Origin of the sequence: Natronococcus occultus SP4, assembly GCF_000328685.1 — an archaeon.
Taxonomy (GTDB): domain Archaea; phylum Halobacteriota; class Halobacteria; order Halobacteriales; family Natrialbaceae; genus Natronococcus; species Natronococcus occultus.
The window spans coordinates 1623859-1647330 of sequence record NC_019974.1; the positions used below are offsets into that span (position 1 = coordinate 1623859).

General features: G+C 66.9%; 26 protein-coding genes. 10 read left to right on the top strand and 16 right to left on the bottom strand.

The window, feature by feature from the left end; genetic code table 11:
• Window positions 1-108: 108 nt before the first annotated feature.
• From NATOC_RS07990 to ggt, 4 genes are all read right to left on the bottom strand, one after another.
• A complete protein-coding gene (locus NATOC_RS07990; protein ID WP_015320924.1) occupies window positions 109-1002 on the bottom strand; it encodes a 1,4-dihydroxy-2-naphthoyl-CoA synthase in 894 nt (297 codons plus the stop codon).
• Window positions 1003-1078: 76 nt separating this feature from the next.
• The gene (locus tag NATOC_RS07995) at window positions 1079-1489 is read right to left on the bottom strand and encodes a PIN domain-containing protein (RefSeq protein WP_015320925.1); all 411 of its coding nucleotides are present in this window, start codon (window positions 1487-1489) and stop codon (window positions 1079-1081) included.
• Window positions 1486-1713, bottom strand: coding sequence for a DUF7557 family protein (locus NATOC_RS08000; protein ID WP_015320926.1), 228 nt, complete (start codon window positions 1711-1713; stop codon window positions 1486-1488). Before NATOC_RS08000 ends, NATOC_RS07995 begins: the two co-directional genes overlap by 4 nt.
• Window positions 1714-1844: 131 nt before the next feature.
• Window positions 1845-3656: a gamma-glutamyltransferase gene (ggt, locus tag NATOC_RS08005; RefSeq protein ID WP_015320927.1), complete on the bottom strand. Its 1812-nt coding sequence runs from the start codon at window positions 3654-3656 to the stop codon at window positions 1845-1847.
• Between the two features lie 300 nt (window positions 3657-3956).
• Between ggt and NATOC_RS08010 the strand changes: the two genes are divergently transcribed.
• Window positions 3957-5333, top strand: coding sequence for an LVIVD repeat-containing protein (locus tag NATOC_RS08010; protein WP_157224602.1), 1377 nt, complete (start codon window positions 3957-3959; stop codon window positions 5331-5333).
• Between the two features lie 5 nt (window positions 5334-5338).
• Here NATOC_RS08010 and NATOC_RS23050 read toward each other — a convergent pair whose 3' ends face one another.
• From NATOC_RS23050 to NATOC_RS08025, 4 genes are read right to left on the bottom strand one after another with little or no spacing between them, the layout of a single operon-like run.
• Window positions 5339-5728: an MEDS domain-containing protein gene (locus NATOC_RS23050; RefSeq protein ID WP_157224603.1), complete on the bottom strand. Its 390-nt coding sequence runs from the start codon at window positions 5726-5728 to the stop codon at window positions 5339-5341.
• A complete protein-coding gene (menD, locus tag NATOC_RS08015; protein ID WP_015320930.1) occupies window positions 5628-7427 on the bottom strand; it encodes a 2-succinyl-5-enolpyruvyl-6-hydroxy-3-cyclohexene-1-carboxylic-acid synthase in 1800 nt (599 codons plus the stop codon). The genes NATOC_RS23050 and menD overlap by 101 nt, the downstream gene beginning before the upstream one ends.
• Window positions 7424-8761 (bottom strand): isochorismate synthase, encoded by a 1338-nt coding sequence (locus NATOC_RS08020; RefSeq protein WP_015320931.1) that lies wholly within the window; start codon window positions 8759-8761, stop codon window positions 7424-7426. The genes menD and NATOC_RS08020 overlap by 4 nt, the downstream gene beginning before the upstream one ends.
• A 55-nt stretch (window positions 8762-8816) precedes the next feature.
• Entirely contained in the window at window positions 8817-9416 is a 600-nt protein-coding gene (locus tag NATOC_RS08025) for a sulfite oxidase-like oxidoreductase (RefSeq protein WP_015320932.1), read from the bottom strand.
• 229 nt (window positions 9417-9645) lie between these two features.
• Here NATOC_RS08025 and NATOC_RS08030 point away from each other — a divergent pair, with 229 nt between their 5' ends.
• Both NATOC_RS08030 and NATOC_RS08035 read left to right on the top strand, forming a co-directional pair.
• Complete coding sequence (locus NATOC_RS08030) at window positions 9646-9945, top strand: hypothetical protein (protein WP_015320933.1); 300 nt, start codon at window positions 9646-9648, stop codon at window positions 9943-9945.
• A gap of 148 nt (window positions 9946-10093) precedes the next feature.
• Complete coding sequence (locus NATOC_RS08035; RefSeq protein WP_008425700.1) at window positions 10094-10318, top strand: ribbon-helix-helix domain-containing protein; 225 nt, start codon at window positions 10094-10096, stop codon at window positions 10316-10318.
• On the opposite strand, the gene NATOC_RS08040 is transcribed toward NATOC_RS08035, so the two are convergent.
• Window positions 10315-10503, bottom strand: coding sequence for a DUF7550 family protein (locus tag NATOC_RS08040; RefSeq protein ID WP_015320934.1), 189 nt, complete (start codon window positions 10501-10503; stop codon window positions 10315-10317). The genes NATOC_RS08035 and NATOC_RS08040 overlap by 4 nt on opposite strands.
• Before the next feature lie 109 nt (window positions 10504-10612).
• On the opposite strand from NATOC_RS08040, the gene NATOC_RS08045 reads away from it, so the two are divergent.
• The 3 genes from NATOC_RS08045 (at window position 10613) to hisF (ending at window position 13494) form a co-directional block, all read left to right on the top strand.
• Window positions 10613-11251 (top strand): hypothetical protein, encoded by a 639-nt coding sequence (locus tag NATOC_RS08045; protein WP_015320935.1) that lies wholly within the window; start codon window positions 10613-10615, stop codon window positions 11249-11251.
• On the top strand, window positions 11248-12603 hold the full coding sequence (locus NATOC_RS08050) for a hypothetical protein (protein WP_015320936.1): 1356 nt from the start codon (window positions 11248-11250) through the stop codon (window positions 12601-12603). Before NATOC_RS08045 ends, NATOC_RS08050 begins: the two co-directional genes overlap by 4 nt.
• A 75-nt stretch (window positions 12604-12678) precedes the next feature.
• Window positions 12679-13494, top strand: a complete 816-nt coding sequence (gene hisF, locus NATOC_RS08055; RefSeq protein WP_015320937.1) for an imidazole glycerol phosphate synthase subunit HisF — start codon at window positions 12679-12681, stop codon at window positions 13492-13494.
• Window positions 13495-13507: 13 nt separating this feature from the next.
• Here hisF and NATOC_RS08060 read toward each other — a convergent pair whose 3' ends face one another.
• Entirely contained in the window at window positions 13508-13939 is a 432-nt protein-coding gene (locus NATOC_RS08060) for a TIGR03668 family PPOX class F420-dependent oxidoreductase (RefSeq protein ID WP_015320938.1), read from the bottom strand.
• 102 nt (window positions 13940-14041) lie between these two features.
• On the opposite strand from NATOC_RS08060, the gene NATOC_RS08065 reads away from it, so the two are divergent.
• On the top strand, window positions 14042-14875 hold the full coding sequence (locus NATOC_RS08065) for a hypothetical protein (RefSeq protein ID WP_015320939.1): 834 nt from the start codon (window positions 14042-14044) through the stop codon (window positions 14873-14875).
• Window positions 14876-14910: 35 nt separating this feature from the next.
• Here NATOC_RS08065 and NATOC_RS08070 read toward each other — a convergent pair whose 3' ends face one another.
• Window positions 14911-15195 carry a DNA-directed RNA polymerase subunit L gene (locus tag NATOC_RS08070; RefSeq protein WP_015320940.1) on the bottom strand — a complete coding sequence of 95 codons (285 nt, stop codon included), beginning with the start codon at window positions 15193-15195 and terminating at the stop codon, window positions 14911-14913.
• A 98-nt stretch (window positions 15196-15293) separates the two neighbouring features.
• Here NATOC_RS08070 and NATOC_RS08075 point away from each other — a divergent pair, with 98 nt between their 5' ends.
• Window positions 15294-17075, top strand: coding sequence for a rhomboid family intramembrane serine protease (locus tag NATOC_RS08075; RefSeq protein WP_015320941.1), 1782 nt, complete (start codon window positions 15294-15296; stop codon window positions 17073-17075).
• Here NATOC_RS08075 and NATOC_RS08080 read toward each other — a convergent pair.
• The 4 genes from NATOC_RS08080 to NATOC_RS08095 form a co-directional block, all read right to left on the bottom strand.
• Window positions 17072-17695 carry an METTL5 family protein gene (locus tag NATOC_RS08080; protein WP_015320942.1) on the bottom strand — a complete coding sequence of 208 codons (624 nt, stop codon included), beginning with the start codon at window positions 17693-17695 and terminating at the stop codon, window positions 17072-17074. The two genes, NATOC_RS08075 and NATOC_RS08080, sit on opposite strands and share 4 nt — an antisense overlap.
• Window positions 17696-17705: 10 nt before the next feature.
• Window positions 17706-18107: an apurinic/apyrimidinic endonuclease family protein gene (locus NATOC_RS08085; RefSeq protein WP_015320943.1), complete on the bottom strand. Its 402-nt coding sequence runs from the start codon at window positions 18105-18107 to the stop codon at window positions 17706-17708.
• Between the two features lie 195 nt (window positions 18108-18302).
• Window positions 18303-19337, bottom strand: a complete 1035-nt coding sequence (locus NATOC_RS08090) for a cell division protein FtsA (protein WP_015320944.1) — start codon at window positions 19335-19337, stop codon at window positions 18303-18305.
• An 86-nt stretch (window positions 19338-19423) separates the two neighbouring features.
• Window positions 19424-20338 (bottom strand): DUF7139 domain-containing protein, encoded by a 915-nt coding sequence (locus tag NATOC_RS08095; RefSeq protein WP_015320945.1) that lies wholly within the window; start codon window positions 20336-20338, stop codon window positions 19424-19426.
• A 138-nt stretch (window positions 20339-20476) separates the two neighbouring features.
• Here NATOC_RS08095 and dph2 point away from each other — a divergent pair, with 138 nt between their 5' ends.
• A complete protein-coding gene (gene dph2, locus NATOC_RS08100; RefSeq protein ID WP_015320946.1) occupies window positions 20477-21526 on the top strand; it encodes a diphthamide biosynthesis enzyme Dph2 in 1050 nt (349 codons plus the stop codon).
• A gap of 90 nt (window positions 21527-21616) precedes the next feature.
• On the opposite strand, the gene NATOC_RS08105 is transcribed toward dph2, so the two are convergent.
• A complete protein-coding gene (locus NATOC_RS08105; protein WP_015320947.1) occupies window positions 21617-22417 on the bottom strand; it encodes a superoxide dismutase in 801 nt (266 codons plus the stop codon).
• A gap of 175 nt (window positions 22418-22592) precedes the next feature.
• Between NATOC_RS08105 and NATOC_RS08110 the strand changes: the two genes are divergently transcribed.
• The gene (locus NATOC_RS08110) at window positions 22593-23426 is read left to right on the top strand and encodes an MBL fold metallo-hydrolase (protein ID WP_015320948.1); all 834 of its coding nucleotides are present in this window, start codon (window positions 22593-22595) and stop codon (window positions 23424-23426) included.
• Window positions 23427-23472 lie beyond the last annotated feature (46 nt).

Here is a 23472-nt window from a genome sequence, read left to right on the forward strand (position 1 = left end):
ACTCCAGTGTGGGAGTGTGAGCGTCATATGGGTTTCTCACGCCGTCGGTTTCGACCGCTGTCGGCGACGGTATAAGGACGGCCGTCGTCGATAGCGGCAATCCGTTCGTCAGTAGTGCCAGGGGTAGTCGTCGAAGTCGGGGTCGCGGCCCTCGACGAAGGCGTCACGGCCCTCCTGGGCCTCGTCGGTCATGTAGCCGAGTCGGGTCGCCTCGCCGGCGAACACCTGCTGGCCGACCATCCCGTCGTCGGTCATGTTGAACGCGTACTTGAGCATCCGCATCGCCGTCGGGCTCTTCGCGTTGATCCGTTCGCCCCACTCCAGGGCGGTCTCCGCTAACTCCTCGTGGGGGACGACCTCGTTGACCATCCCCATCTCCGCGGCCTCCTCGGCGTCGTAGGTCTTCCCGAGGAAGAAGACCTCTCGGGCCTTCTTCTGGCCGATCTGTTTGGCCAGGTACGCGGAGCCGAAGCCGGCGTCGTAGCTCGCGACGTCGGGATCGGTCTGGAGGAACTTCGCGTGTTCCTCGCTGGCAAGGGTGAGATCGCAGACGACGTGCAGCGAGTGGCCGCCCCCGACCGCCCAGCCGGGGACGACACAGACCACGACCTTCGGGATGTGGCGGATGAGCCGCTGGACCTCGAGGATGTGCAGCCGTCCCTGTTCGGAGGCTCGTTCTTCGTCCCCCTCGTACTGGTAGCCGTCCTCGCCGCGGATCGTCTGATCCCCGCCCGAACAGAACGCCCAGCCGCCGTCTTTCGGCGAGGGGCCGTTCCCCGTCAGCAGGACACAGCCGACGTCGGTCTGGCGTTTCGCGTGTTCTAAGGCGTCGTACAGTTCGTCGACCGTGCCCGGTCGAAAGGCGTTACGAACCGCGGGCCGGTCGAACGCGATCCTGACCGTTCCCGAGTCGACCGCCCGGTGGTAGGTGATATCCCGGAAGTCGCGATCGACGTCCTCGATCGGCTCCCAGCGCTCCTCGTCGAAGAGTTCCGAAACCATCGCTCGAGTGTGGTCGCCGTCGCGTCAAATAGGTTCGCGTCGCCGGTCGAGGACGGACTCCGGCCAGCACCCCTCGTCAGTGCGGATCGTACTTCTCGACGTCCAGTACGGCCTGAACGTCGTCCGTCCAGAACTGCTTTTCAGCCGTTGCAAATCGTCCGCCGTGCTCTCGAGCGGACGCCGCGATCAACGCGTCGAGTTGATCCACGGGGGCGCCTCGTTCCTGGAGCACCTGCTGAAGCTCGTGGCCTTCGATTGCCGTTTCCCGGGTGGTCTCGAGGACGTCCATCGAGGTCGTTACGGAGTGGATGATCGCCTCCGGAGTCGCATCGATATATCCGTACAGACTCCCCATGAGGGCTTCGAAGAGGACGATAGACGGCACACCCCACGGATCTTGCTCGTGTACTTCGAGGAACGATCTCGCGTCGTCCGTACCGTTGAGGTAATCGCTGAGGAGATTGGTGTCGAAAACGAGTACCGTCACTGATCGATCTCCTCGACGTGGCGATCCATTCGGGTTCGAATCCCCTCTCGGACCTCCTCCATCCCCTCCTTCGATCGCTCCGGATCGCTCGACGCGATCCCGAATCCGGCCCACTTATCCTCCGACGTAAGACGGAGGATCACGTCGTTGTAGCTCTCGTCCTCCCGTTTGAATAGATCTAACCGAGACTTCGCCTCCTCCGAAAGCCGGATCGAGGTGCTCATGTATGCAGTAGTGCATGCAGCCTGAATAAAGATAGCTGTTTAACTCACAGTACAAAGTCAGAAAGGAATGTTGGGCTCGAATTCGCCTCCAGATCAACTCGGCTGTGGGACAACCGAGGACGTCCGGGCCGTCAGTCGTCGCCGTTGGTCCCGGGCTCCCGATCGAAGCCGACCGCCTGGCCGTCACGGTTCGGGTCGGCCGCGCCGGTCAGCAGGCCGTCCTCGCTGGCGATGACCTGGACGTTGCCGATCTCGCTCGGCTCGTCGTCGACCTCGTGGCCCCAGTCCGCGAGGGTATCGCGGGCCTCCTGTGGGACGCCCTCGTCCCACTCGATCCCGCCCATGTGGTGGGTGTAGATCGACGGCTCGGTGATCGACTCCAGCGGACTCAGACCGTAGGCGTACCGGTGGAGGATCGTCTGGAACGTCGCGCTGACGATCGCCCAGCCGCCCGGCGAGCCGGCCGTGAACTCCGGCCGACCGTCCCGCAGCACCATCATCGGGCTCATGCTGCTCAGCGGGCGCTTCCAGGCGTCGGGCTCGTTTGGCCCGCCCGGCTCGGCGTCGAAGTCGGTGAGCTCGTTGTTGAGCAGGAACCCGCGGCCGGGGACCATCTTGCCCGAGCCCATGAACTGCTCGATCGTGGAGGTGTAGGAGACGGCGTTGCCCCACTTGTCGATGACCGAGAAGTGGGTCGTCTCGCCGGGCTGTCCCGGGCCCATCTCGTCGTCGGGGAAGACCGTCCCCCCGAACTCGATGGGATCGGCCCGCGACTGCAGGTAGTCGTCCGAGAGCAGGGCGTCGACCGGGACGTCGACGAACTCGTCGTCGCCCATGTACTCCATCCGATCGGCCCAGGCGGAGTAGATCGACTCGGCGATCAGGTGGTACTTCTCCGCCGAGCGGACGTCGTACTCCTCGATATCGAGGAACTCGAGCATCCGCAGCACCATCGCGACGACCGTCGGGCCGGAGCTGGGCATCGGCTGGCCGACGAGCTCGACGTCGCGCCACTCCTTGCGAACCGGGTCGTCGATCGTGACGTCGTACGTCGAGAGGTCGTCCTCGTCGACGACCTGGTCGGGGTCGCGAGCGTACTCCCGGATCGTCGCGGCGATATCCGCCGCGACCGCCCCCTCGTAGAAGCCGTCGGCCCCTCGCCGTCGGATGCACTCGAGGGTGTCCGCGAGGTCCGGGTTGGTCATCGTGTCGCCCTCCTCGTAGAGGTTGCCCCGATCGTCGCTGTAGGTCTCGATGGCCGCGTCGTTGAACTTGTCGGTGTTCTCCGCGATCTCCTCGGCGAGGAACCAGTCGACGGTGAACCCGTCGCGCGCGAGGCGGATCGCCGGATCGATCAGCCGCTGGCGCGAGCAGCTCCCGTACCGTTCGCGGGCGGTTTCGAGTCCCTTGACCGTCCCCGGCGTCCCCATCGCCTCGCCAGTCTCGATGTCCTGGTCGTACTCGCCGTCGTGACGATACAGCTCCGGAGAGGCGGTCTGGGAGGCGCGCTCCCGGCTGTTCACGCACTCGACCGTATCCGAGTCGGCGTCGTAGACGACCATGAACCCGCCGCCGCCGATCCCCGACCCGTGGGGCTGGGTCACGGTCAGGACGTACTGGATCGCGACGGCTGCGTCGATCGCGTTCCCGCCCTCGCGGAGGATCTGCGCTGCGACCCCCGAGGCGATCGGATCGACCGTCGAGACCATCCCGTCCGCGGCCGTGACCTCTCGTCCGCAGGTGAACTGCGGATCGTCGCAGCTAAAGCCGGGAACGTCGGTGACCGGCTGGTAGTCGTCGGCCGTGACCGTCGGCGTCCCGAACGCAAGCGCCCCCGCGGCGACCCCCGCGCTCGAGAGAAAGGCCCGACGACGAAGCCCCGAGGACGTCGTTCGTTCTCCCGCCTGTCCCGCCGTCCGTCGTGGCGTGTCATCTCGTGACATGACTGTTGTGCCACCAGGACACTCACTACTCTCTGGCAAAACCGTTTCGGAAACTGTAACCATTCGAACCAGTGGAGGGTCTCGTGCTCGAAAACGACCGGGCGCATCGACGCGACACCGGTCACGGTACTCGACGGTGGGTGCAGCTGTCCGCGATCTATTTCGTTCGTTGGACGATAGGATAACTACCCACGTTCGTTGGTTTTCAGATTTTGAGAACAAAATCGATCTTGATTATCTATTTTATCGTAGTACGTTCCCGTATCGATAGATGATCAAATTCTCGAAATTAATCCAATGATGAACGCAGACAACTCGGCTCGCCGTCGGTTTCTGAAGCGACTCGGAACAACGACCGCAGCGGTGGCCGCGCTCGGCTCCGGAACCGTTGTCGCGTCGCCGCCGGACCGCGCGAACGCCCGCACCCGAGGACGGATCGACAAGCTCGGTCAGGCGCTCCCCGAGGACGCCCCGCGGTACACGTACGGCCACGTTCGCGAGGACGGCATGTACGGTGCCGTGAGCAGTTTCCCGCGCGGAGGGAACGATTACGGGAGCACGCTGTACGATCTCTCGGACCTCGAGAACCCCGTCGAGGTTCATCGCCTTGAGACGGCCAACGAGCTCACCCGCTCGAACAACCTCAAGTTCGACGGCGTCCGTGACGGGCTCTACTACCGCACGCAGGAGGCGGACGACTTCGGCGAGGACGACCAGGTCGGCCTGATGGGCTTCGAGGTGGTCGACTACGGCTGGGGCGAGGGGACGCTTGAGGATCCCGAGATCGTCGCCACCGTCGAAACGCCGAACACGGGCGTCCACACGCTCGCCGAACACCCCGAGAAGCCGATCGTCTACGCCGTCGACAAGGACGCGGAGGAGAGAGGCGTGATTCCGGTCGACGTGAGCGATCCGGAGAACCCCGAGATCTGTGGCCTCTACGGTCCGCCGGGGTACTGCCACGACTGCGAGGTCGATACGGGCCGGAACGTGCTCCACTGTGCGTACATCGCCGGCGAGTTCGAAGGGTACGCGATCCTCGACCTCGAGGACCCGCTGGCGCCGACGGAGATCGGCCGGTTCGACTATGAGGAGCAGCCGGACTACGAGGAGATCGGAACGCCGGGCTTCGAGGACTGTCACCAGGCCAGCTTCGACCCCGAACGCGGGCTCGCGGTCGTCGGCGACGAGATCTGTGCGACCGACGCGATCCCGGGCGGAAAACACGTCTTCGACATCGGCTGGGACGAGGGATCGCTCGAGGACCCGATCCCGATCGGCTTCACCCACTCGCCGGACGCCCGGTTCCAGGAGGACGCCTGCTTCTGGACGACCCACTTCCACGACGTCGTCCACGACGGCGACGAGGTCCTGCTGGTCGACGGCGGCTACCGGCAGGGGACCTGGGTCGCAAACATCACGGATCCAACGAACCCGACGCCGACCGAGCGGTACGCGACCGACGACCGAATGGAGGAAGCCGAGGATCACTCGCCGGGAACGCCGCCGTACTGCTGGTCGGCCGTGTACAACGAGGCGCGCGATTTCGTCTTCGCCAGCGATACCCTCACCGGGGCGTACACGTTCGATATCTGCGCGAAGCCGGCGCGCGGCGAGGACGGGGGTGGTCCCGAGGGTCACTACGACCTCGAGGCGATCCTCGAGCGCGGCGAGTAGGGTGACTACCGCTCGCCGCCGAACGGAAGCGCGGCCGTTTTCGAAAGCGGCATTGCCGTCCGCGCTTTCGCGTCGTAGTCGGCGCAAAGCCGATTGCCCGCCCGCTCGTACCCGATCACGCGGTCGAGATCGGCGCCCGACTCGAGGGGCCAGGACATCTCGGCGGTGATCCGGAGGCCGTCGTACCCCTCACGGGTGGCCGTGGCCGTTCGTCGATTCCGTATATCGAAATACGATATGTCAGTCCTGCCTCGAGCGGTGTCACACCTCGACTGCCCGGGCCGACGTTCGGCGTTACGGGTTGCGCTCGAACGCCTCCGCGGCCGCGTCCTCGACCCGTTCCGCGAGGACGTCCCGACGGCGGTGGCTCGCCTCGGCGTCGAACGGGACGGCAAGCAGCTGTGTCCCCTCGCTCTCGAGCGAGCGTCGGTAGGCGTCCGCGAACGCTGCGGGCTCGACGCGCTCGAACTCGAGGTCGTACAGCGCCGCGAGGCGCTCGAACTCGAGGCCATGGGGAGTCTCGAACTGCTCGGTGAACGGGGGGTCGAAGTCGGCGATCGGCAGCTCGTGGAAGATCCCGCCGCCGTCGTTGTCCAGGAGAACGATCGTCGCGTCGACGCCACAGCGCTTGACGGCGAGCAGTCCGTTCGCGTCGTGGTACAGCGAGAGATCGCCGGTGACGAACACGAGCGGGTCGTCGGTCGCGCTGCCGGAACCCAGCGCCGTACTCACCGTTCCGTCGATCCCGCTGGCGCCGCGGTTCCCGAGGACGGTCAGCTCGGCCGCCCGCGGGCGGGCGAACCGGTCTGCGTCCCGGATCGGCATGCTGTTCGCGACGACGATCGTCGCGGGGTCGGGCGCGTCCTCGAAGACCGTGGCGAGGACGGCCCCCTCGAAGGGAGCGTCGGCGAGCGTCGACGGTTCGAGCGCCTCGTCGCGGTGCCGCCAGTGGGCCCGCTCGGCGCGCTCGAACCGTTCGCGCCACTCGCCGTCGGCGCCAACGTCCTCGCTGGAGGACGCGAGGCGCTCGCGGACGCCCTCGAAAACCGAGCCCGGGGTCGCGGCGAGCAGGTCGGTCGCGGTGAAGGTCGCCTCGCGCCACTCCCCGGCGGGGTCGAGCAGGTACTGGTCAGCGTCGGCCGCCGCGAGGGTCTGCCGGAGCGGTTTCGAGGTCGGCGAGGCGCCGACCCGGACGACGACGTCGGGTTCGGGCAGGACGTCGGCATAGGCGTCGTAGCCGCCGACGACCGGACTATCGGGGACGTCCTCGCCGAACCGCAGCCCCGAGAGCGGGTCGGCAAACACCGGCGCGCCGACGCGCTCGGCGACCGCGAGGACGGTCGCGGGCTCGAGTTCTGCGAGGTCGACCGGGTCGGCCGGACCCGCCACGATCAGCGGGCGGTCGGCCGCCGCGAGCGCGTCCGCGAGGTCGGTAACGGCGTCGCTCGAGGACGCGAGGGTCGGTCGCCCGCGATCGGTTTCGACGAACGCGCCCGCCCGTCCTCGTCCGGCGAGGGTCTCCCCGAACGAGTCGGGAACGTCCTCGGTCTCGGTCGGCTCGAGGGGTTTCCGGAACGGGCAGTTGAGGTGGACGGGGCCCGCGGGGGTTCCGATCGTCTCCGCGAGCGCGCGGGCCGCAGTCGTCCGCAGACTCCGGGCCTTTCGCTCGTCGGCCTCGGGGTCGGGAAGCTCGGCGTACCAGCGAACGGCGTCGCCGTAGAGCTTGACCTGGTCGATCGTCTGGTTGGCGCCGCTGTCGCGCAGCTCGTGGGGACGGTCGGCGGTGAGCACGAGCAGCGGAACGCGGGCCTGGTTCGCCTCGATGACCGCGGGGTGGAAGTTCGCGGCCGCGGTACCGGAGGTCGAGACCAGCGCCGTCGGCTCGCCGGTTCGTCGGGCCCGGCCGAGCGCGAAGTAGGCCGCCGACCGCTCGTCGAGCTGGGAGAAGACCTCGATCTCGGGGTGGGCGGCGAACGCGACCGTCAGGGGGGTCGATCGGCTCCCCGGCGAAATACAGACCGCCTCGAGACCGCCCTCCGCGAGCTCGTCGACGAGGACGCGACCCCACAGGGTGGCCCGATTCGGCGCGCTCATTTGAGCTCGTCCAGTACGGGCCGGAACTTCAGCTGGACCTCCTCCCACTCCTCCTCGGGGTCGCTGTCGGCGACGATCCCGTTGCCCGCAAACAGCGTCACGGTCTCGTCGGTCGCGAGCCCCGACCGAATGCCGACCGCGAACTCGCCGTCGCCTGCAGCGTCGAACCACCCGATCGGGGCCGCGTACCACCCCCGGTCGAAGGACTCGGTCTCGCGGATCGTCTCGAGGGCCGTCCCGGGTGGCACGCCACCGACCGCGGGCGTCGGGTGCAGGGCCTCGACGAGCTCGAGGACGTGCCGGTCGGCCTCGAGAGTGGCCTCGATCGGCGTCTGCAGGTGCTGGATCGTCGCCAGCCGACGGATCGTCCGCTCGGCGACCGTCAGCTCGCTCGCGAGGGGGGCGAGCTGGTCGCGGATCGCCTCGGCGACGAGCCCGTGTTCGCGGCGGAGCTTCTCGCTGTCGAGCATCCGCTCGGCGTGGTCGTCGTCCGCCTCGGGGGTCTCGCCGCGGGGCACCGAGCCCGCAAGCGCCTCGGTCTCAACCCGGTCGCCGCGTTTCGACACCAGCCGTTCGGGCGGGGCCCCGAAGAACGTGCCGCTGGTCCCGTCGCCGACGAGAAACCGGTAGCAGTTCGGGTAGCGTCGGCGCAGCCGCTCGACGGTCGCGGGGACGTCGATCGGTCCCTCGAGGTCGACCGACAGCGCCTGCGCGAGGACGACCTTCGTGAGCTCGCCGGCGTCGATCCGTTCGAGGGCGGTCTCGACCTGGGCCCGCCAGGACTCGATCGCGGTCGTCCGTCGGGTCTCGGCGACGCCCGGCCCCGACCCGCTGGGACGCATCGCCGGCAGCTCGAGCAGGCGCTCGTGCCAGTCCTCGAGCCGCCGCGTCGCGTCCTCGGCGTCGTTGGCGACCGCGGTGAGCCAGGTGCCGTCGTCGCTGCGCGTGACGAGCATCGCGGGAACGACGAAGGAAGCCGCCTCGAACCCGTGCCAGACGCCACCTGCGTCGTGGCCGTCGTGAAACGAGAAGCCGCCGAACGCGCGCGGACGAGCGACCACCGGGCCGCGGTGATCCAGGTCGTCGAACGCCGCCTCCGCCTGCGTTCGGATCTCGTCGAACCGCTCCGGGCCCCGTGCCCGAAAGCGAGCCGCGACGCCGCGACCGACGACCTCGAGCCCGTCGGGGGTCGCCCACTGCACCCGGCAGGCGTCGTCGGCCTCGACGACCGCGCCGAAGGAGACGTCCTCGAGCTCGCGGCTCCGGCTCGTCAGCCCGCCGCTGTCGGGCCGCGAATCGACGGCTGATTGTCGCCCGTCCAACGTTCTGTCCATCGAGGGAACGTCAGGACTGGCCCGCCTTCAGCCTAACTATTCGGCGGGGGAGACCCTAGCTGTACCGCTCCTCGTTCCAGGGATCGGCCGTCTCGGAGTAGCCGCGTCGCTCCCAGTAGCCCGGCTCGGGATCGGTAAGAAACTCGATCCCGTCGACCCACTTGGCGCCCTTGTAGGCGTACTTGTGGGGGGTGACGACCCGCAGCGGACCGCCGTGGTCGGCCGGCAGCTCCTCGCCGTCGTACGCCCAGGTCAGCAACACCTCCTCGCGCAGACAGTCCTCGAGCGGGAGGTCGGTCGTGTAGTCGTCCAGCGCCGAGAACATGACGTGGACGGCGTCGTCCCGCACCCCGGCGCGCTCGGCCAGCTCCGTGAAGGGGACGCCCGTGAACTCGCAGTCGAACTTGCTCCAGCCGGTGACACAGTGGAAGTCCTGGCGCTGGGTCACGGCCGGGAGCGCCCGGAACTCTTCCCAGGACAGGGAGAGTTCGTCCTCGACCGCGCCGGTGACGGTAAACTCCCAGGTGTCGGGATCGAACTCCGGCGTGCCGCTCTTCGAAAGCACCGGGAACGCCGTCGTCTCGCGCTGGCCCGGCGGGAGGCGTTCGTCGCCGAACTCGTGGTAAAGATCCGTGACGTCAGTTACGTCGCTCATACGTTACGCCAGGAGTCGTGCTCACGTAGGTCTGACGTTGCGGCGTCGGCGCGGTCGGCGGGACCACCCGGCTCGAACGCGGCGCCATCGGCGCGAAACGAAATCTGCGGTACCGCTGACGGCGGTCCGAACGAAACTCGATGAAACGGTTGAAACAATCCGTTAATCGGGCGGTGCGTCGTGAAACCCTCGCCACCGCTTAGTTCGGCCTCGTCGACGACCGCACCGTATGGAAAACAAACAGCAGCTGACGGAACGGGAGCTGTCCGACGGGACGGCCGAGGAGGTCGGCAAGCAAGCGATGGGGCCCGCGTTCCTGGCGGCCGTCGCCTCGGTGGGCCTCTCGTGGTACTACTTCTTCGCACGCGGCGACCGGGAGCGAGGGATCTTCGTCGGGCTCTGGCCGCCGACGATCCTCGCGTTCGCGAGCTACTTCAATCAGCGGAAGATGCGCAAACAGATGGACTCGATCACCCAGCCCGGAACGACGATCAAAAGCGCCATCGACTCGATGATGGGCAACAAGTAGCGGCGCCGAGCGGACGATACCGACATCACGAACGGGCGCGCGACGACACGGCACCGAAAACAATAGTTCCGCGCGAGGAACTTTTTCTTTCCCGACGGCGTACATTCCCCGTCAAAGCTAAATACCCCCTCGCCGAAAGCCGAATCAGATGCCGAAAGTAGAGATCACCATCCCCGAACATCTCGAGATGCAGATCGCGCAGATGGTCGAGCGGGGCGAGTTCGTCAACCGAGAGGAAGCGATCGAGGACCTCCTGTCGACGGGTATCAAGGCGTACAAGACGAGCGGACCGATGGAAGACGAGGACGAGGGTATGGGCGGTGGCCTCGAGGACGACGGCATGATGGGCCACGACGACGAGTACGTCTTCTAAAACGCCACCAGCGGAATCCCGAACGCGATCAGGAGACCGACGACCATGATCGCGAAGCCGACACCGACGTCGCGGGTGCTGTAGTCGCTCATCGGTGCAGTCGTCCGTTCGTCCTCGAGGTCGTGGCCGACGTCCGCTGCCGAGTCGTGATCCACGGCGGGATCTGTTTCGCTGTCGTCTGCCATACCCGCGCCTTCTCGGCTCGGGGCCTTAAATACACCTACAGCGGACGGAGTCGCCGTTCCGCAACAGGTTATCCAAAAGAACTTACCGAGCTGTTGAGCAGTTTTGTGCATGTCCTCCAGCTTCCCGTCTCGACGGCAGTTACTGGCCGCCGGGAGCTGTCTCCCCGCGGTGCTCGCCGGCTGTGCCGGCCCCGGCGAGTCGTCGACGACCCACAACACCACCGACGGCGGCGAGCCGATGGCGTCGGACGAGTACGACTCGCTGACGCTGCGTGCCGACGACGACGTAGTGTTCGTCTATCCGAACGACGATCCTCCCGATGAAACGGACGAAAGCCGGTCTCGACCCCGCCGGAACGTCGAGTTCGTTCTCAGTCGGTCGGCTGCCGAAGACCTCCGGATCGACGCCGACGGCATCGAGGACGCGCGAGCGTTCCTCGAGGAGACGGATTTCGAGACCGAGTCTGTCGTCGTCGAGCAGCGGCCGATCGAGGACTGCTACCGCCGACACGTGCTGGGCGTCCGGGCCGAGGCCGACGAATTCCGGACCCGGTACTGTCGAACACTGCGGTCGCCGACCACCCCCTGCGAGGCCGACCGCACGGTTATGGAGGCGATCTTTCTCCGGATCCGGCGGAGCTACGATGACCGCCCCTCGAGTCGCGGGAGCAGCGAGAGCGGTTCCTGTCCGGAATCGGCGCTCGAGACGGGTGAAAACGCGATCGACGTCGAGGTGACGGGCCGATGACGGACGGCCCGTTCGACCGACGGCACGTCCTCGCGGGGTTCGGGACGGCTGCCGGAGTCGCCGTCGCCGGCTGTAGCGACCTGCCGTGGAACGACGCGGAGTCGACGGCGACGACGTTCTCCCGGACCGAGATCGATCCGATCCTGACTGGATCGGTTCCGGACGTCTATCGCCCGGCTCCGGTCGAACCCGCAGCGAGCGCGCTCGAGGACGCACGGTCGCGAATCGACGAGGTTCTGGAACCCGTTTCGGACACCGTCGACCCCGACGACGTCCCGAACGGCGTCGTGCGAGCGTCGATCGCCGACCGTCGCGACAGCGCGCTCGAAGCCCGGGACGAAACGGTCGACGCGCCCGCTGACGAACGGTACCGGGCACTGCGGACGAGTCGGGAGGCCCGCGAGGACGCCCGGGCGTCGGCGACGGCGCTGGCCGCGATCGAAGCCGACCGCGAGTCGCTGCTGGCGGAGCTCGACGACGAGCGGGCCACGGTCCGATCGACGGTTACGGAACGCCTCGAGGACGTCGACTACCGCGGCGAGGACGGCGACGACGGCAGACTCCGGGCCGCGTTGCTGTTTGCGGCCCGCGAGAACGACCTCGAGACGGCGGCCCGCCGCGTCGAGCGCTGGGACGTCGACGCCACCACGGACGTCGTCGACCTCGGGAGCGAGGCCGGCGACCTCGAGTTCGCTGCGGCGACGACGTCCGTCTGGGACCACCTCTTCGAGCGATACGCAGACGAGACTGGGGAGCGGATCGATCTCGAACCCGTCTTCGCCGACGCGCTCGAAAAGTCCCTCGAGCGCGCGACCGACGTCTCGCTCCCCGACCAGGGCGAGGACGACTGGCTCGCCACACTCGTCGACCGCGAGGTCGAGCAGGGGTTCGACCAGACGGTTCTCTGGGACGCGGTCAGGCCGGTGTACAGCGCCCGAGAGCAGCTACAGGACGCGGTCGACGACGATCGGCTCGGCACGGGGCTGGCGGCCGCGCTCCGGTTCGAAGGAGCGTTCCGGGCGTTCGAACTCGTTCGCGAGCGGTTCGAGGACGGCAAACTCGCTTCGCCCGAGTCGATCGAGGAGATACGGGCACAGCGGACGGCGGCTGTCTCGGCGGCCGAATCGGTACGCGGCGACGGTACGGGCCCATCGCTCGGCGCCGACGTCCTCGCGAAGACGGTCCGCTCGCTCGAGCGGGCCGACGACACACTGCGTCGGAGGGCCGACGGCGATCCCGAGGCGAACGTCACGCTCGGCAGCGAGTACAACGAGTACGTCCGCCTGGAGGCCCGGTTCGAGACGCTCCCGGACGCGATCGCGGCGTTTCGCGGACGGTTGCTCGAGGACTGACGACGGGACGAGACGCCGGATCGCTGCGGGATCCAGACGGCTTTACTACCCCGGGTGCGAAGCCTCGAGCAACGAATGACCCTGACCAAACGCGTCATCCCGTGTATCGACGTCGACCTCGACGAGGACGGGAACCCGGCGGTCTACACCGGCGTCCACTTCGAGGACCTCGAGTACACCGGCGATCCCGTCGAGATGGCCAAGGCGTACAACGAGTCCGGCGCCGACGAGTTCGTCTTCCTCGATATCACCGCCTCGGCGGAGGGCCGCGAGACGATGCTCGACGTCGTCCGCGACGTCGCCGACGAGGTCTTCATTCCGCTGACCGTCGGCGGAGGGATCCGCACCACCGACGATATCAAGGAGACGCTGCGGGCTGGCGCGGACAAGGTCTCGATCACCACCGGCGCCCTGGAGCGTCCCGAACTCATCACCGAGGGCGCCCGCGCGTTCGGCAGCCAGTGTATCGTCATCAGCGTCGACGCCAGACGGCGCTTCGACCGCGAGGGCGAACACTACGTCGAGGTCGACGGTGAGTCCTGCTGGTTCGAGTGCACCAAGAAGGGCGGCCGCGAGGGGACCGGGATCGACGTCCTCGAGTGGGCCCGGGAGGCCGAACAGCGCGGCGCCGGCGAGCTGTTCGTCAACTCGATCGACAAGGACGGCACCAAGGACGGCTACGATATCCCGCTGACGGAGGCGGTCTGTGAGACCGTCGACACGCCGGTGATCGCGTCCTCGGGCTGTGGCGGCCCCGAGGACCTCTACGAGGTGTTCACCGAGGCCGGCGCCGACGCGGGGCTTGCGGCCTCGATCTTCCACTTCGACGAGCACTCGATCCAGGAGTGCAAGGAGTATCTGGACGAGCGGGGCGTTCCGGTTCGGCTCTGAGCTGACAGGTCGGCTACGGATCGCTCCCGTCCATGGCGCCCCACGAGACAGTCGAGCCGATCGCGATCTCGAGGACGGGTCGTGTCGCAAGGTCGTGATCGGCGTACTGCTCGTACTTCGCCTCGAGGACGCGGACGGCCTCGGCGTGCGTCCTCGCGTCCGGCTCGAGGACCGTCGCTCGGCCCCGGACCTGTACCCACGCGAGCCGGGACCAGTCTTCGGCGTACCGGTCGACGACCACGGCGACCAGAGGGGTCGACCGAACGTTTCGAACGCGACGGAGCTCCCGGGTAGCCTTGGGTTTCTCGTCGATCGCGGAGACGAGTCGCGACCCGTCGCGGAGCGCGTAACAGATCGGAACGGCGTGTGGCCGTCCGTCGCCGTCGACCGTCGCCAGCCGTCCGACGCGGGACCGCTCGAGAAACGCCCGTTCTGACGGTTTCATACACCGAGGACGTCGGCGGCGTCGAAAAGCTGTTCCCGTGGGGTTCGGAGACGACCCCGCGATCCAGTACGCTTATCTCGTCGCAGTCGTGCTCTTCTACCAGTGAAGTGGCGGTGTACCTGGTGTGGGGAACCACACGAAGAGAACGACCCCCCGTGTCGCGAGTGCGGGCACAACAGCTTCGAGAAGGCGGTCGTCCGGGCGGACGAAACCGAGGCGGAGCCGACGCGCACGGAGACCGTCGACACCGGGACGACGTACGTCTGGCGCTGTCAGGACTGCGGCCGGGATCACGTGAAGAACAACCCCCCGTGTTCGCGCTGTAACGGCCACGACCTCCGAAAGGTCGAGCAGCGCTACGACGACGTCGATCGCGAGCTCGAGGTCCCGGGCTGGCTCGACGTGGCGAAACCCTACCTGCCGGTGTTCGCCGTGCTCGGCGTCGTCGTCGTGCTTTTCGCGACGGGGATCATCTCGCCGTCGATACTGCCGGGACTGGGCTCGCCCTCGCCGCCCGACGCGCCGGGCGAGGGTGCCGAGGCGGCCGGGATCGACCTCGCCGAGACCGAGCGGCTGGTCCACGACCGCCTCGAGGACGACCGAACCGACGCCACCAGCGCGTACGACGACGACCTCGCCGCGTTCGCGGAGTACCAGAACCGCGCGTTCGTCGCCCAGGAGTACGCCGACGCCGAGCCCGACCCGGCCGAGCCCGGCGAGTTCGGCGTCGACTGCGAGGCGGAGTTCGTGTTCGTCCCGTTCGCGATGGAGTCCTCGATCGACGACTACGACAGTGAGGCCGCGCTGGCCGAGGACGTCGCGGCCGCGCTGGCAAGCACCGACGACGGGGAGGCCGTCCTCGCCGGACCGCCCGGCGAGGGGATCGACGTCCACGTCGTCGAGGGGACGATCCACGTCGTCTACGCGGCCTGCTGAGGGTCCGAAAAAGGAGCGACCGAGGGAACGGTCGATTACGCAGCCGCTTCGAACGCCTCGCGGAAGGTGATCGCCTTCTCGCGAACGTCGGCCGCACCTTCCTCCAGGACCTCGAGGGGATCGGCGCCGCCCTCGGTCTTGATCGTCAGGATCGGCTCGGTCTGGCCGCCGGACTGTTCCGGGTTGACGTCGTAGGTCGCCGCGCTGATGTCCTCGTGCTCTAGGAGTGCGCCCTTGAGAACGTTCATGAACGTGTGGTCCTCGCCGGCGATCTCGATCGAGAGTTCGTCCTCGCTGCTCTCGGTGACCCGCAGTTCCATACCCGCTAGTGGGGTCGTCGGTCGCTTGTACCTTTCCTTTTCGGCCCCGTTTCGGCGACGGCAACAACCCCTATACGGGCGCGGTCGAATCACGAGGTATGGATCCGGTCGCGGTCAGTTTCGGCCTCGTCGTGCTGGCGGTACTGCTGGGTTCGGTAGCGGTCGTCAGACTGCTCTCCCGGCCGGAACGGCCCTGGAGCGCGGTCGCGCGGGAACGGCTCGTCTGGGGCGTGCCGTGGGGATCGATCCTCGTCCTCGTCGGAGTCTGCTGTGTCTATCTGTTCGTTCAGGACGGGATCACCGACTTCACCGATCCCGTCACGATCCCCTACCGTGCCTGGTCGTACTTCTCCCCGCTGGGAATGCTCACGGCGTCGTTCGCCCACGCCGACGCGGGTCATCTGCTCGGCAACCTGGTCGGCGCCGCCGTTGCCGCACCGATCGCCGAGTACGCCTGGGGACACTACCCCGAGGACGACGGCGCGGGCTCGCGGCTTGCCGACCCGCGGGTGCGAGCGCTGGTCGTGTTCCCCGCCGTCGTTGTCGCCGTCGGACTGACGACCAGCCTCTTCGCGCTCGGTCCCGTGATCGGCTTCTCGGGAGTCGTCTTCGCGTTCGCCGGCTTCGCGATCGTCCACTACCCGATCGCGACCCTCGTCGCCACGGTCGGGCTCCAGGGAGCCCTGTTGACGGTGCTCGAGGCCCTCCAGCGGCCGATCGGCGTCTACGTCGCCGAGGCGAGCCCCCCGGGGCCGCCGTCGTGGGCGACGATCGCGATCCAGGGCCACGGCCTGGGCTTCTTTATCGGCCTCGTGCTCGGCATCCTGGTGCTCCGGCGCCGGAGCCGGTCTCCGAACCCGCTTCACCTCTGGCTCGCCGTCGTCCTCTTCGGCTTCGCCAAGTCACTGTGGGCGATCTACTGGTTCGGCGGCGAGAACACGTTCGTCCTGCTGCGGGGGCCCGGCGTCGTCGTCGTCGCAGTGCTGTCGGTCGTCGTCACGGTGGCGGTGACAGGCTCCGAGCGAGCGCTGGTGCCACGGTGGCTCCGGCGGGAGGGTGAGTCGATCGAGCGGCCGACCGCCGAGCGCGTCCTCGAACTCGCTCGGGGCTCGGGTCGGACCGATGGCGGCGCCTCACGGGGACTCGGCCGGGTCGCCGAGATCGTTCGCGGGACACGCACGGGCGAGAGCGAGCCGCGCTACCACCGGTACGCGGCGTTTCTGTGCGTGTTGCTCGTCACCGCCTCCCTGATGGGGGTCGCCGTCCCGACGAACGTCCTCGTCGTCGAGTCGGAGACGACCGGGGACGCGACCGTCGAGATCGAGGGTTACACCGTTACCTACGAGGAGAGCGCCCAGAACCAGCTCGTCTCGCCCGTTGCGGTCGGCCCGCTCGAGGACGCCGTCGCGATGGAGTCGAGCGGGGTGATCGTCTCGAGCGACCAGCGCCAGATCTGGTTCGACGCGGCGACGAGCCAGCAGCTCGCGTTCAGCGGCGAGGAGACGGTGACCGTCGGCGGCCCCGGCTGGCGAGAGTCGGTTACCGTCGATCGAACCGGCTGGGAGCCCGTCGGCAACGAGACGGTCTACCAGGTCTGGATCGAGGGCGGCGACGAGGACCGCCAGCTCGCCCACGAGTCGAACGCCTCCACCGCCGACGTCCGTATCGACGACCGAACCGTGACCGTCGCGAGCGAGGACGGCGAGTACGTCCTCGAGGTCGCAAGCGAGGAGGCGGCCGAGACGGCAACCGCGACGGTTCCGGCCGAAAACGAGTCGACCGAGGCGGGCGGGCTCGCGTTCGAGCACGACGACGGGACCGTGTACGCGGTCTCGAACGGCACCGAGGTCGCGGTCGCGGCCGAGGAGACCTACAACTAGGCCCACTCGATGCGGAACAGTTCGGCCGCGAGCGTGGTCTCGTCCTCGGTGTGGAAGTCGAAGCGGTTCTCGATGGGAAACTCGGTCCGGAAGGCGTGAGTGACGGTGGCGCCCGCGTCGGCGACGAAGGAGTCGACGAAGGATTGGCTTCCCTCGTTGTGGATCGTGTACGAGACCGTGCCGACCGCTCGGGCGGCCTCGAGGAAGGCGCGATCGGCGTGGCGGTTGCCCCGCTGGGCGCCGAAGGGCGGGTTCGAGACGACGGTCGCCGACGAGGGGGCCAGCGGCGGTCGCCGGGCGTCGCCGCGGAGCCAGTCGATTCGGTCGGCGACGTCGACCCGCCGAGCGTTCTCGCGGGCCAGCGCGAGCGCGTCGGGATCGACGTCGACGCCGACGACCCGGTCCGCGCCCGCCAGCGCGGCGCCGACCGCGAGCATTCCCGTTCCGGTACCCAGGTCGATCACTCGCCGGTCGAGATCGTCCTGGAGCCCCGCGAGGTGACAGAGGTGAGCGGCGATCTCCGGCGGGGTCAGGTACTGTTCGAGCGACGCCGACGGCTCGGCGAAATCGGACAGCGACTCGAGTCGGCGAGCGAGCGTTCGCCGCGACGGGCCGGACATTACGCCGGCGTCAGCGCTCGAGGGTAATGGGTGCGTCGAGTTCGAGTTCGATCCCCTCCCGTTCCGCGCGCTCGGCACAGGCCGCGAGCGCGGGTCGGACCTTCTCGGCGTTCGCGACGGTGTCTGCCGACACCGTTACTGAGTCGACACCGAGGAACGCTCCTGCGCGGACGTAGCTCCGGATGCGGTCGGCCTCTTCCTGGGTGGCCAGCGAGCAGTCCTCGTCGAAGCAGGTCTCGAGTGAGAGTGCGGTCGGCGAGAGCCCCTCGCCGTACAGTTCGGCTTTGAGTTCGCGGAGGTACTCGGGTGCGGTCGATTCCAGCGCCGTTGCCTCGATCGTGACGGGCGTAACGTCTGCGGGTCGACAGCGGTCGATCGGCGACTCGAGTTCGGAACCGGACGTCGTGCTCATTACGAGTACATACATAGCCTGCATACAAAAACATTTCTAATGCACAGAGGTAATACTCCCCGTCGAACGGCGACCACCAAGGTGACGAGCGACGACGGACAACGAGACGGTCGAAAAACAGCGTGCCGAGCCGGCCCGGAGCACGAACGGGCCGACTCGAAAAACGGATTCAGTGCGGAGCCAGCCCGCGGCGCCTCACTCGCTTGGCGGCGCTGCCTCCGTTTCTGGTTCGGCTGTCTCCTCGCGGTCGACGTCCTCGTCGGAGCGGGCCGCGACCAGTCCACCGCGCGCGACGCTGTACAGCGGCTCGTTGGCGTGGGAGACGCCGCTGATCGAGAACGGGATGGTCGCCTCCCGGAGGTGATCGCGGAACAGCTTCTCGAATCCGCGGGGACTCGAGGTGCCGCCGGTGACGACGACCGGGATGTCCAGCCCTTCCTCGATATCCTCCTCGTCGACCTCGCTGACGATGTTCTCGATGACGTAATCGAGCAGGTTCTCGTAGTAGATCGCCAGCGCGCCCTCGACTCCGCCGACGTCGGTCGTGAAGTCGAGCTCGAAGTCGTCCTCCTTGATCGAGGTGACCTTGTCGACCGGCGTCCCGGTCGCGCGGGCGGCCTGCTCGTCGATCCAGTCCCCGCCGCGGGCGACCGAGAACTTCATCACCGGGACCGCGTAGTACGCCAGACAGACGTTCGTCATGCCGGCGCCGAAGCTGATCCCCAGCCCGGTGAAGTTGTTGTCCGCGAGCTCGCTGTAGATGACCGACATCCCCTCGTTGATGGGTTCGGCGTCGTACCCCATATCGTCGAGGAACGATTCGATCGTCTTCTGGTGGTATAGCGTCGAGAGCTCCGAGTCGATCGGATCCGCGGGCGTCGAGAAGTACACCTTCTCGTCGGGGCGGTCGGGTTCGCCGACGACCTGCTGGATGATGAGTTTCATCATCGGGATCGCGCTCTGCTCGTCGTTCGAGAGGATCCCGTGTTTCATCGGGCGACGGGTCTCCTTGTTGAAGATGTTCGCGAAGTTCAACGCGTCGTCGCCGACGACGTACACCTTGTCGTCCTTCCGGATGTGGAGCACGTCGCTCCGGGCGAGCATCTGCTCGGCCATATCCGAGTACTCGATCTCCACGAAGGAGTTGCGTTGCTGTACGAACACCGTGTCGTTTCCGTCCTGCTGTGCCGACAGGATGTTCATCGTGCCGACGTCTAGGCCTTTGGCCATACCGCCAAACGTACCTATCGGGTTATAAGTTTAATGGCAAGAATATATTTATTTATGAAATGTGGAGGGCAGCGAGAAGTGGCGGGTTACGATCGATCGAACAGCGCACGGACGCGAGTGCCCATTCTGCCGAGGACGCCGTCGGCGCCGTCATCGGACCGGCTTCGCTCTTCGCGTCGCTGCTCTCGAAGTTCGGTCAGCTTCGCCGTCTGGTCGTCGACGGTCGAGTTCGAGGCGGTGGTCGAGGTCTCCCGCCCCTGGAGTCCTTTCAGTCCCGCAACCTGTTCGTCGACCCCTGACAGCCGGGTCGTCGTCGTCCCCTCATCCGGGTCCATCGAGACGTCGTCGAACCCGTCGTCGTCGAACTCCAGACGCTTCGTGTCGGTCTTCTCAACGCCGCCCCAGGAGAGCTCGACGCTCGCCATCGCCTCGTCGATGTCCTCGCGGATGTCGGCCATCGAGAGTCCGTCGTCCGCGTCGGCGTCGGCGTCCTCGGCTGTGGCCGGTTCGGCCCGGCTCGCGAGTTCGAGGTAGTGAGCGACCAGCGCGGCGCCCGTCGCGGCGACGAGGCCGGTGAGCCCGACTGCGTACGTCGTGACGACCTCGACGGTGTAGTCGACGTCGCCGACGAAATACCAGTTGCGGGGGTACGCATAGAGGAAGCCGGCGACTGCGAGGACGGCGACCATCGCGCCCCCGACCGCACCGTACAGCGTCCGACGGTCGGAGGGCAACAGGACGACCACGCCCAGCATCGTCGCGGGTAGCGACAACAACCCCAGCGCGTACGCCGGCTGGAGCAGGTCGTAGTAGGCGCTCTCGAGGGTTCGGGCCTCGTAGGTGCTGCCCCACAGGAACAGTAGCAGGGCGGTCACTCCGATTCCGATCCCGCCGAAAAAGAGGGCGAATCCGGCGTAGACGTCGGTGTAGCCGTCGGGCTCGCCGACGTACTGTCGGTAGAGGTCGACGAGGTAGCCATCGGGAGGCTGTTCCGTTGTCATGCCCCGCTGATTTTTACTCCATCACCATGACTTTTTGGATAGTATATGTGTGAAGAAGAGACTGTATCGGTTACGAATACTCTCGGAGCCAGCCCGCGAAGCGCCGCCGTTATACGTTCGTGGCTGTAACCGGAGACAATGAGCCAGGAGTCGGAGTACAGCGAGGGAGACCTGCGGAACGTGGGGATGAGCCTCAAGCACGACCGGGAGTGGGATTACGAACTCGAGCGGATCATCGAGGCGATCGAGGAACGGGACGCCGAGACCGTCGGCCTGCAGTTCCCCGAGGGACTGAAACGGCGCGGCCCGAAGGTCGCCGACGACCTGCGGGAGCTGGCCGACGACGACGTGACGTTCATGCTCTCGGGCCAGCCCTGTTACGGTGCCTGCGACCTCGACACCTACCTGATGAAACGGACCGACGTGTTCGTCCACTTCGGCCACTCGCCGATGAAGAACACGGACAAGGTGATCTACGTCCCGCTGTTCTCGAACGTCGAGGTCCAGCCGATCATGGAGGAGGCCCTCGATACCCTCGAGGATCCCGCCGAAACGGAGGGCGTCGGCCTCGTCACCACCGCTCAGCATATGAACCGCTACGAGGAGATGCGCGAGTTCCTCGAGGACCGGGGGTACGAGGTCCAGAGCCGTCGCGGCGACGAGCGACTCACCCACGAGGGGCAGGTGCTTGGCTGTAACTACGCCAGCGCCGACGTCCCCGCCGACCAGGTGCTGTACGTCGGCGGCGGGAAGTTCCACCCGCTCGGACTGGCGATGGAACACCCTGAGAAACACGTCGTCATCGCCGACCCCGTCAACAACGTCGTCACGGTCGCCGATACCGAAAAATTCCTGAAACAGCGCTACGCCTCGGTCCACAAGGCGATGGACGCCCAGAAGTGGGGCGTCATCTTCTGTACAAAGATCGGCCAGGGGCGCTGGGATCAGGCCCAGGAGATCCTGGCAGACAACGACGACGCCTACCTCATCACGATGGACGAGGTCACGCCCGACCGCTTACGAAACTTCGACATGGACGCGTTCGTCAACACCGGCTGTCCGCGGATCACGACCGACGACGGCCCGCAGTTCCACAAGCCAATGCTCACCCCCGGCGAGTACGAGATCGCCGTCGGCAACAAACCGCTCGAGGACCTCTCCTTCGACACCTTCCACGGCACCTGGTAGGGTCGGCGTCCGAGACCGTCGCGGACCGACCCGCTCGACCCCGCAGTCGTCCGCGGTGTCCCGTCCGCTACCCGAGGACGCGACGTGTCGTCACTCCTCGTCGGTGTCCTTCTCCGCCTTCCCGTCCGACACCTCGTCGGCTCGAGTCTGGGTCAGGAACTCGTAGCGCCGGCAGACGTCGTCCCAGTCGACGACGTTCCACCACTCCTCGACGTAGCTTCCGCGCTCGTTCTCGTACTGGAGGTAGTAGGCGTGCTCCCAGACGTCCAGCGTCAGAATCGGGATCGCACCCTGGTGGGCGAGCCCGTTCTGGGACTCGATCTGGCCGATCACCAGCAGGTCGGCGACCGGTTCGTAAAACAGCATCGCCCACCCGTTGCTCTCGACGTTTTCGGCCGCGGCGGTGAACTCCTCGCGGAACGCCTCGAACGACCCGAACTGCTCGTCGATTGCGGCCCCGAGCTCGCCGTCCGGTTCGCCACCGCCGTCGGGACTCATGTTCTGCCAGAAGATGGTGTGGTTAATATGCCCCGAGAGATTGAACGAGAAGTCTCGCTTCGCGGCCTTGACGTCCTCGTAGTCGCCCTCCGAGCGCATCTCCTCGAACGTATCGAGAGCGGCGTTGGCGCCGTCGACGTACCCCTGGTGGTGGACGCTGTGGTGGAGCTCCATGATCCGTTCGTCGATGTGGGGCTCGAGCGCGTCGTACTCGTAGGGGAGTTCGGGAAGCGCGTACCGGCCGTCCTCGACGGCACCGTACCCCTCGACGTCACCGTTGTCGCCGGCGCCGGCCGCCGACGTCGAGCCGATCAGCGCGAACCCGGCGAGTCCGCCGACAGTCTGGAGTACGTCGCGTCGCTGTCCGGTCGGGAGGATCGAGTCGTTCGACATACGGGAGTCACACTAACGCGGCGTCGAATCAAGATTCACCCGGAAATAGAAGGCCCCGTAATTAATACTGGACTGTGGTCGAATCAATCGCCGAGCGAATCGACTCAACCGAGCCGTTGATCGGTTCTCGCCGAGAGACACAACACTTACCCAGCCGGTTCGCACATCCTCGAGTATGCCAACCAGCGACTGGGACGACTGGCTCGTCCGCGATATCGAGGACGCCGCCCCCGACGGGGTCGCCGTCTGGTATCTCGGCTGTAACGGGTTCGTGCTCAAGGGCAGCGACGACACGACGATCTTCATCGATCCGTACGTCGGGCTGGGCGATCCGCCCCGAACGGTTCGGATGATCCCGGTTCCGTTCGACCCCGAGGACGTCGCCGAAGCCGACGCCGTCCTCGCGACCCACGAACACACCGACCACGTCCACGGCCCGAGCCAGGCGCCGATCCTCGAGAACACGGACGCGACGTTCTACGCGCCCGACGACAGCCTGGCGGTCGCCCGCGAGGACGAGGCCTGGCCCGAGGAGTACGACCTCGCGGACGATCAGCTCGTCGAGACCGAAGCGGGCGAGACGATCGAGATCGGCGAGTTTACGGTACACGTCGAGACGGCTCACGACCCCGACGCGAGCCACCCCGTCAGCTACGTCGTCGAACACGAGGCCGGGACTGTCTTCCACGGCGGCGACACGAAACCCACCGACGAGTTCGAACGGCTCGGCTCGACGTACGACATCGATCTCGGCGTCCTCGCCTTCGGCACCGTGGGACAGATTCCTGACAAGGAGACCCGCGAGCCCAAGCGCACGCGGTGGTACAACGACGAGAACCAGATTATCGAGGCCGCGGCCGCCCTCGAGCTCGAGGCGCTGTTGCCGAGTCACTGGGACATGTGGCGCGGTCTGACGTCCGATCCGAAGGTGCTCCACCACCACGCGAAGAGTTTCGAGTATCCGCGAGAGCTCGAACTCGTCGAGATCGGCGATCGTGTCGACCTGTAGCATTCCTTCCTGAAACGCAACGCGTTTACCGCTCGACGGCCGAGAA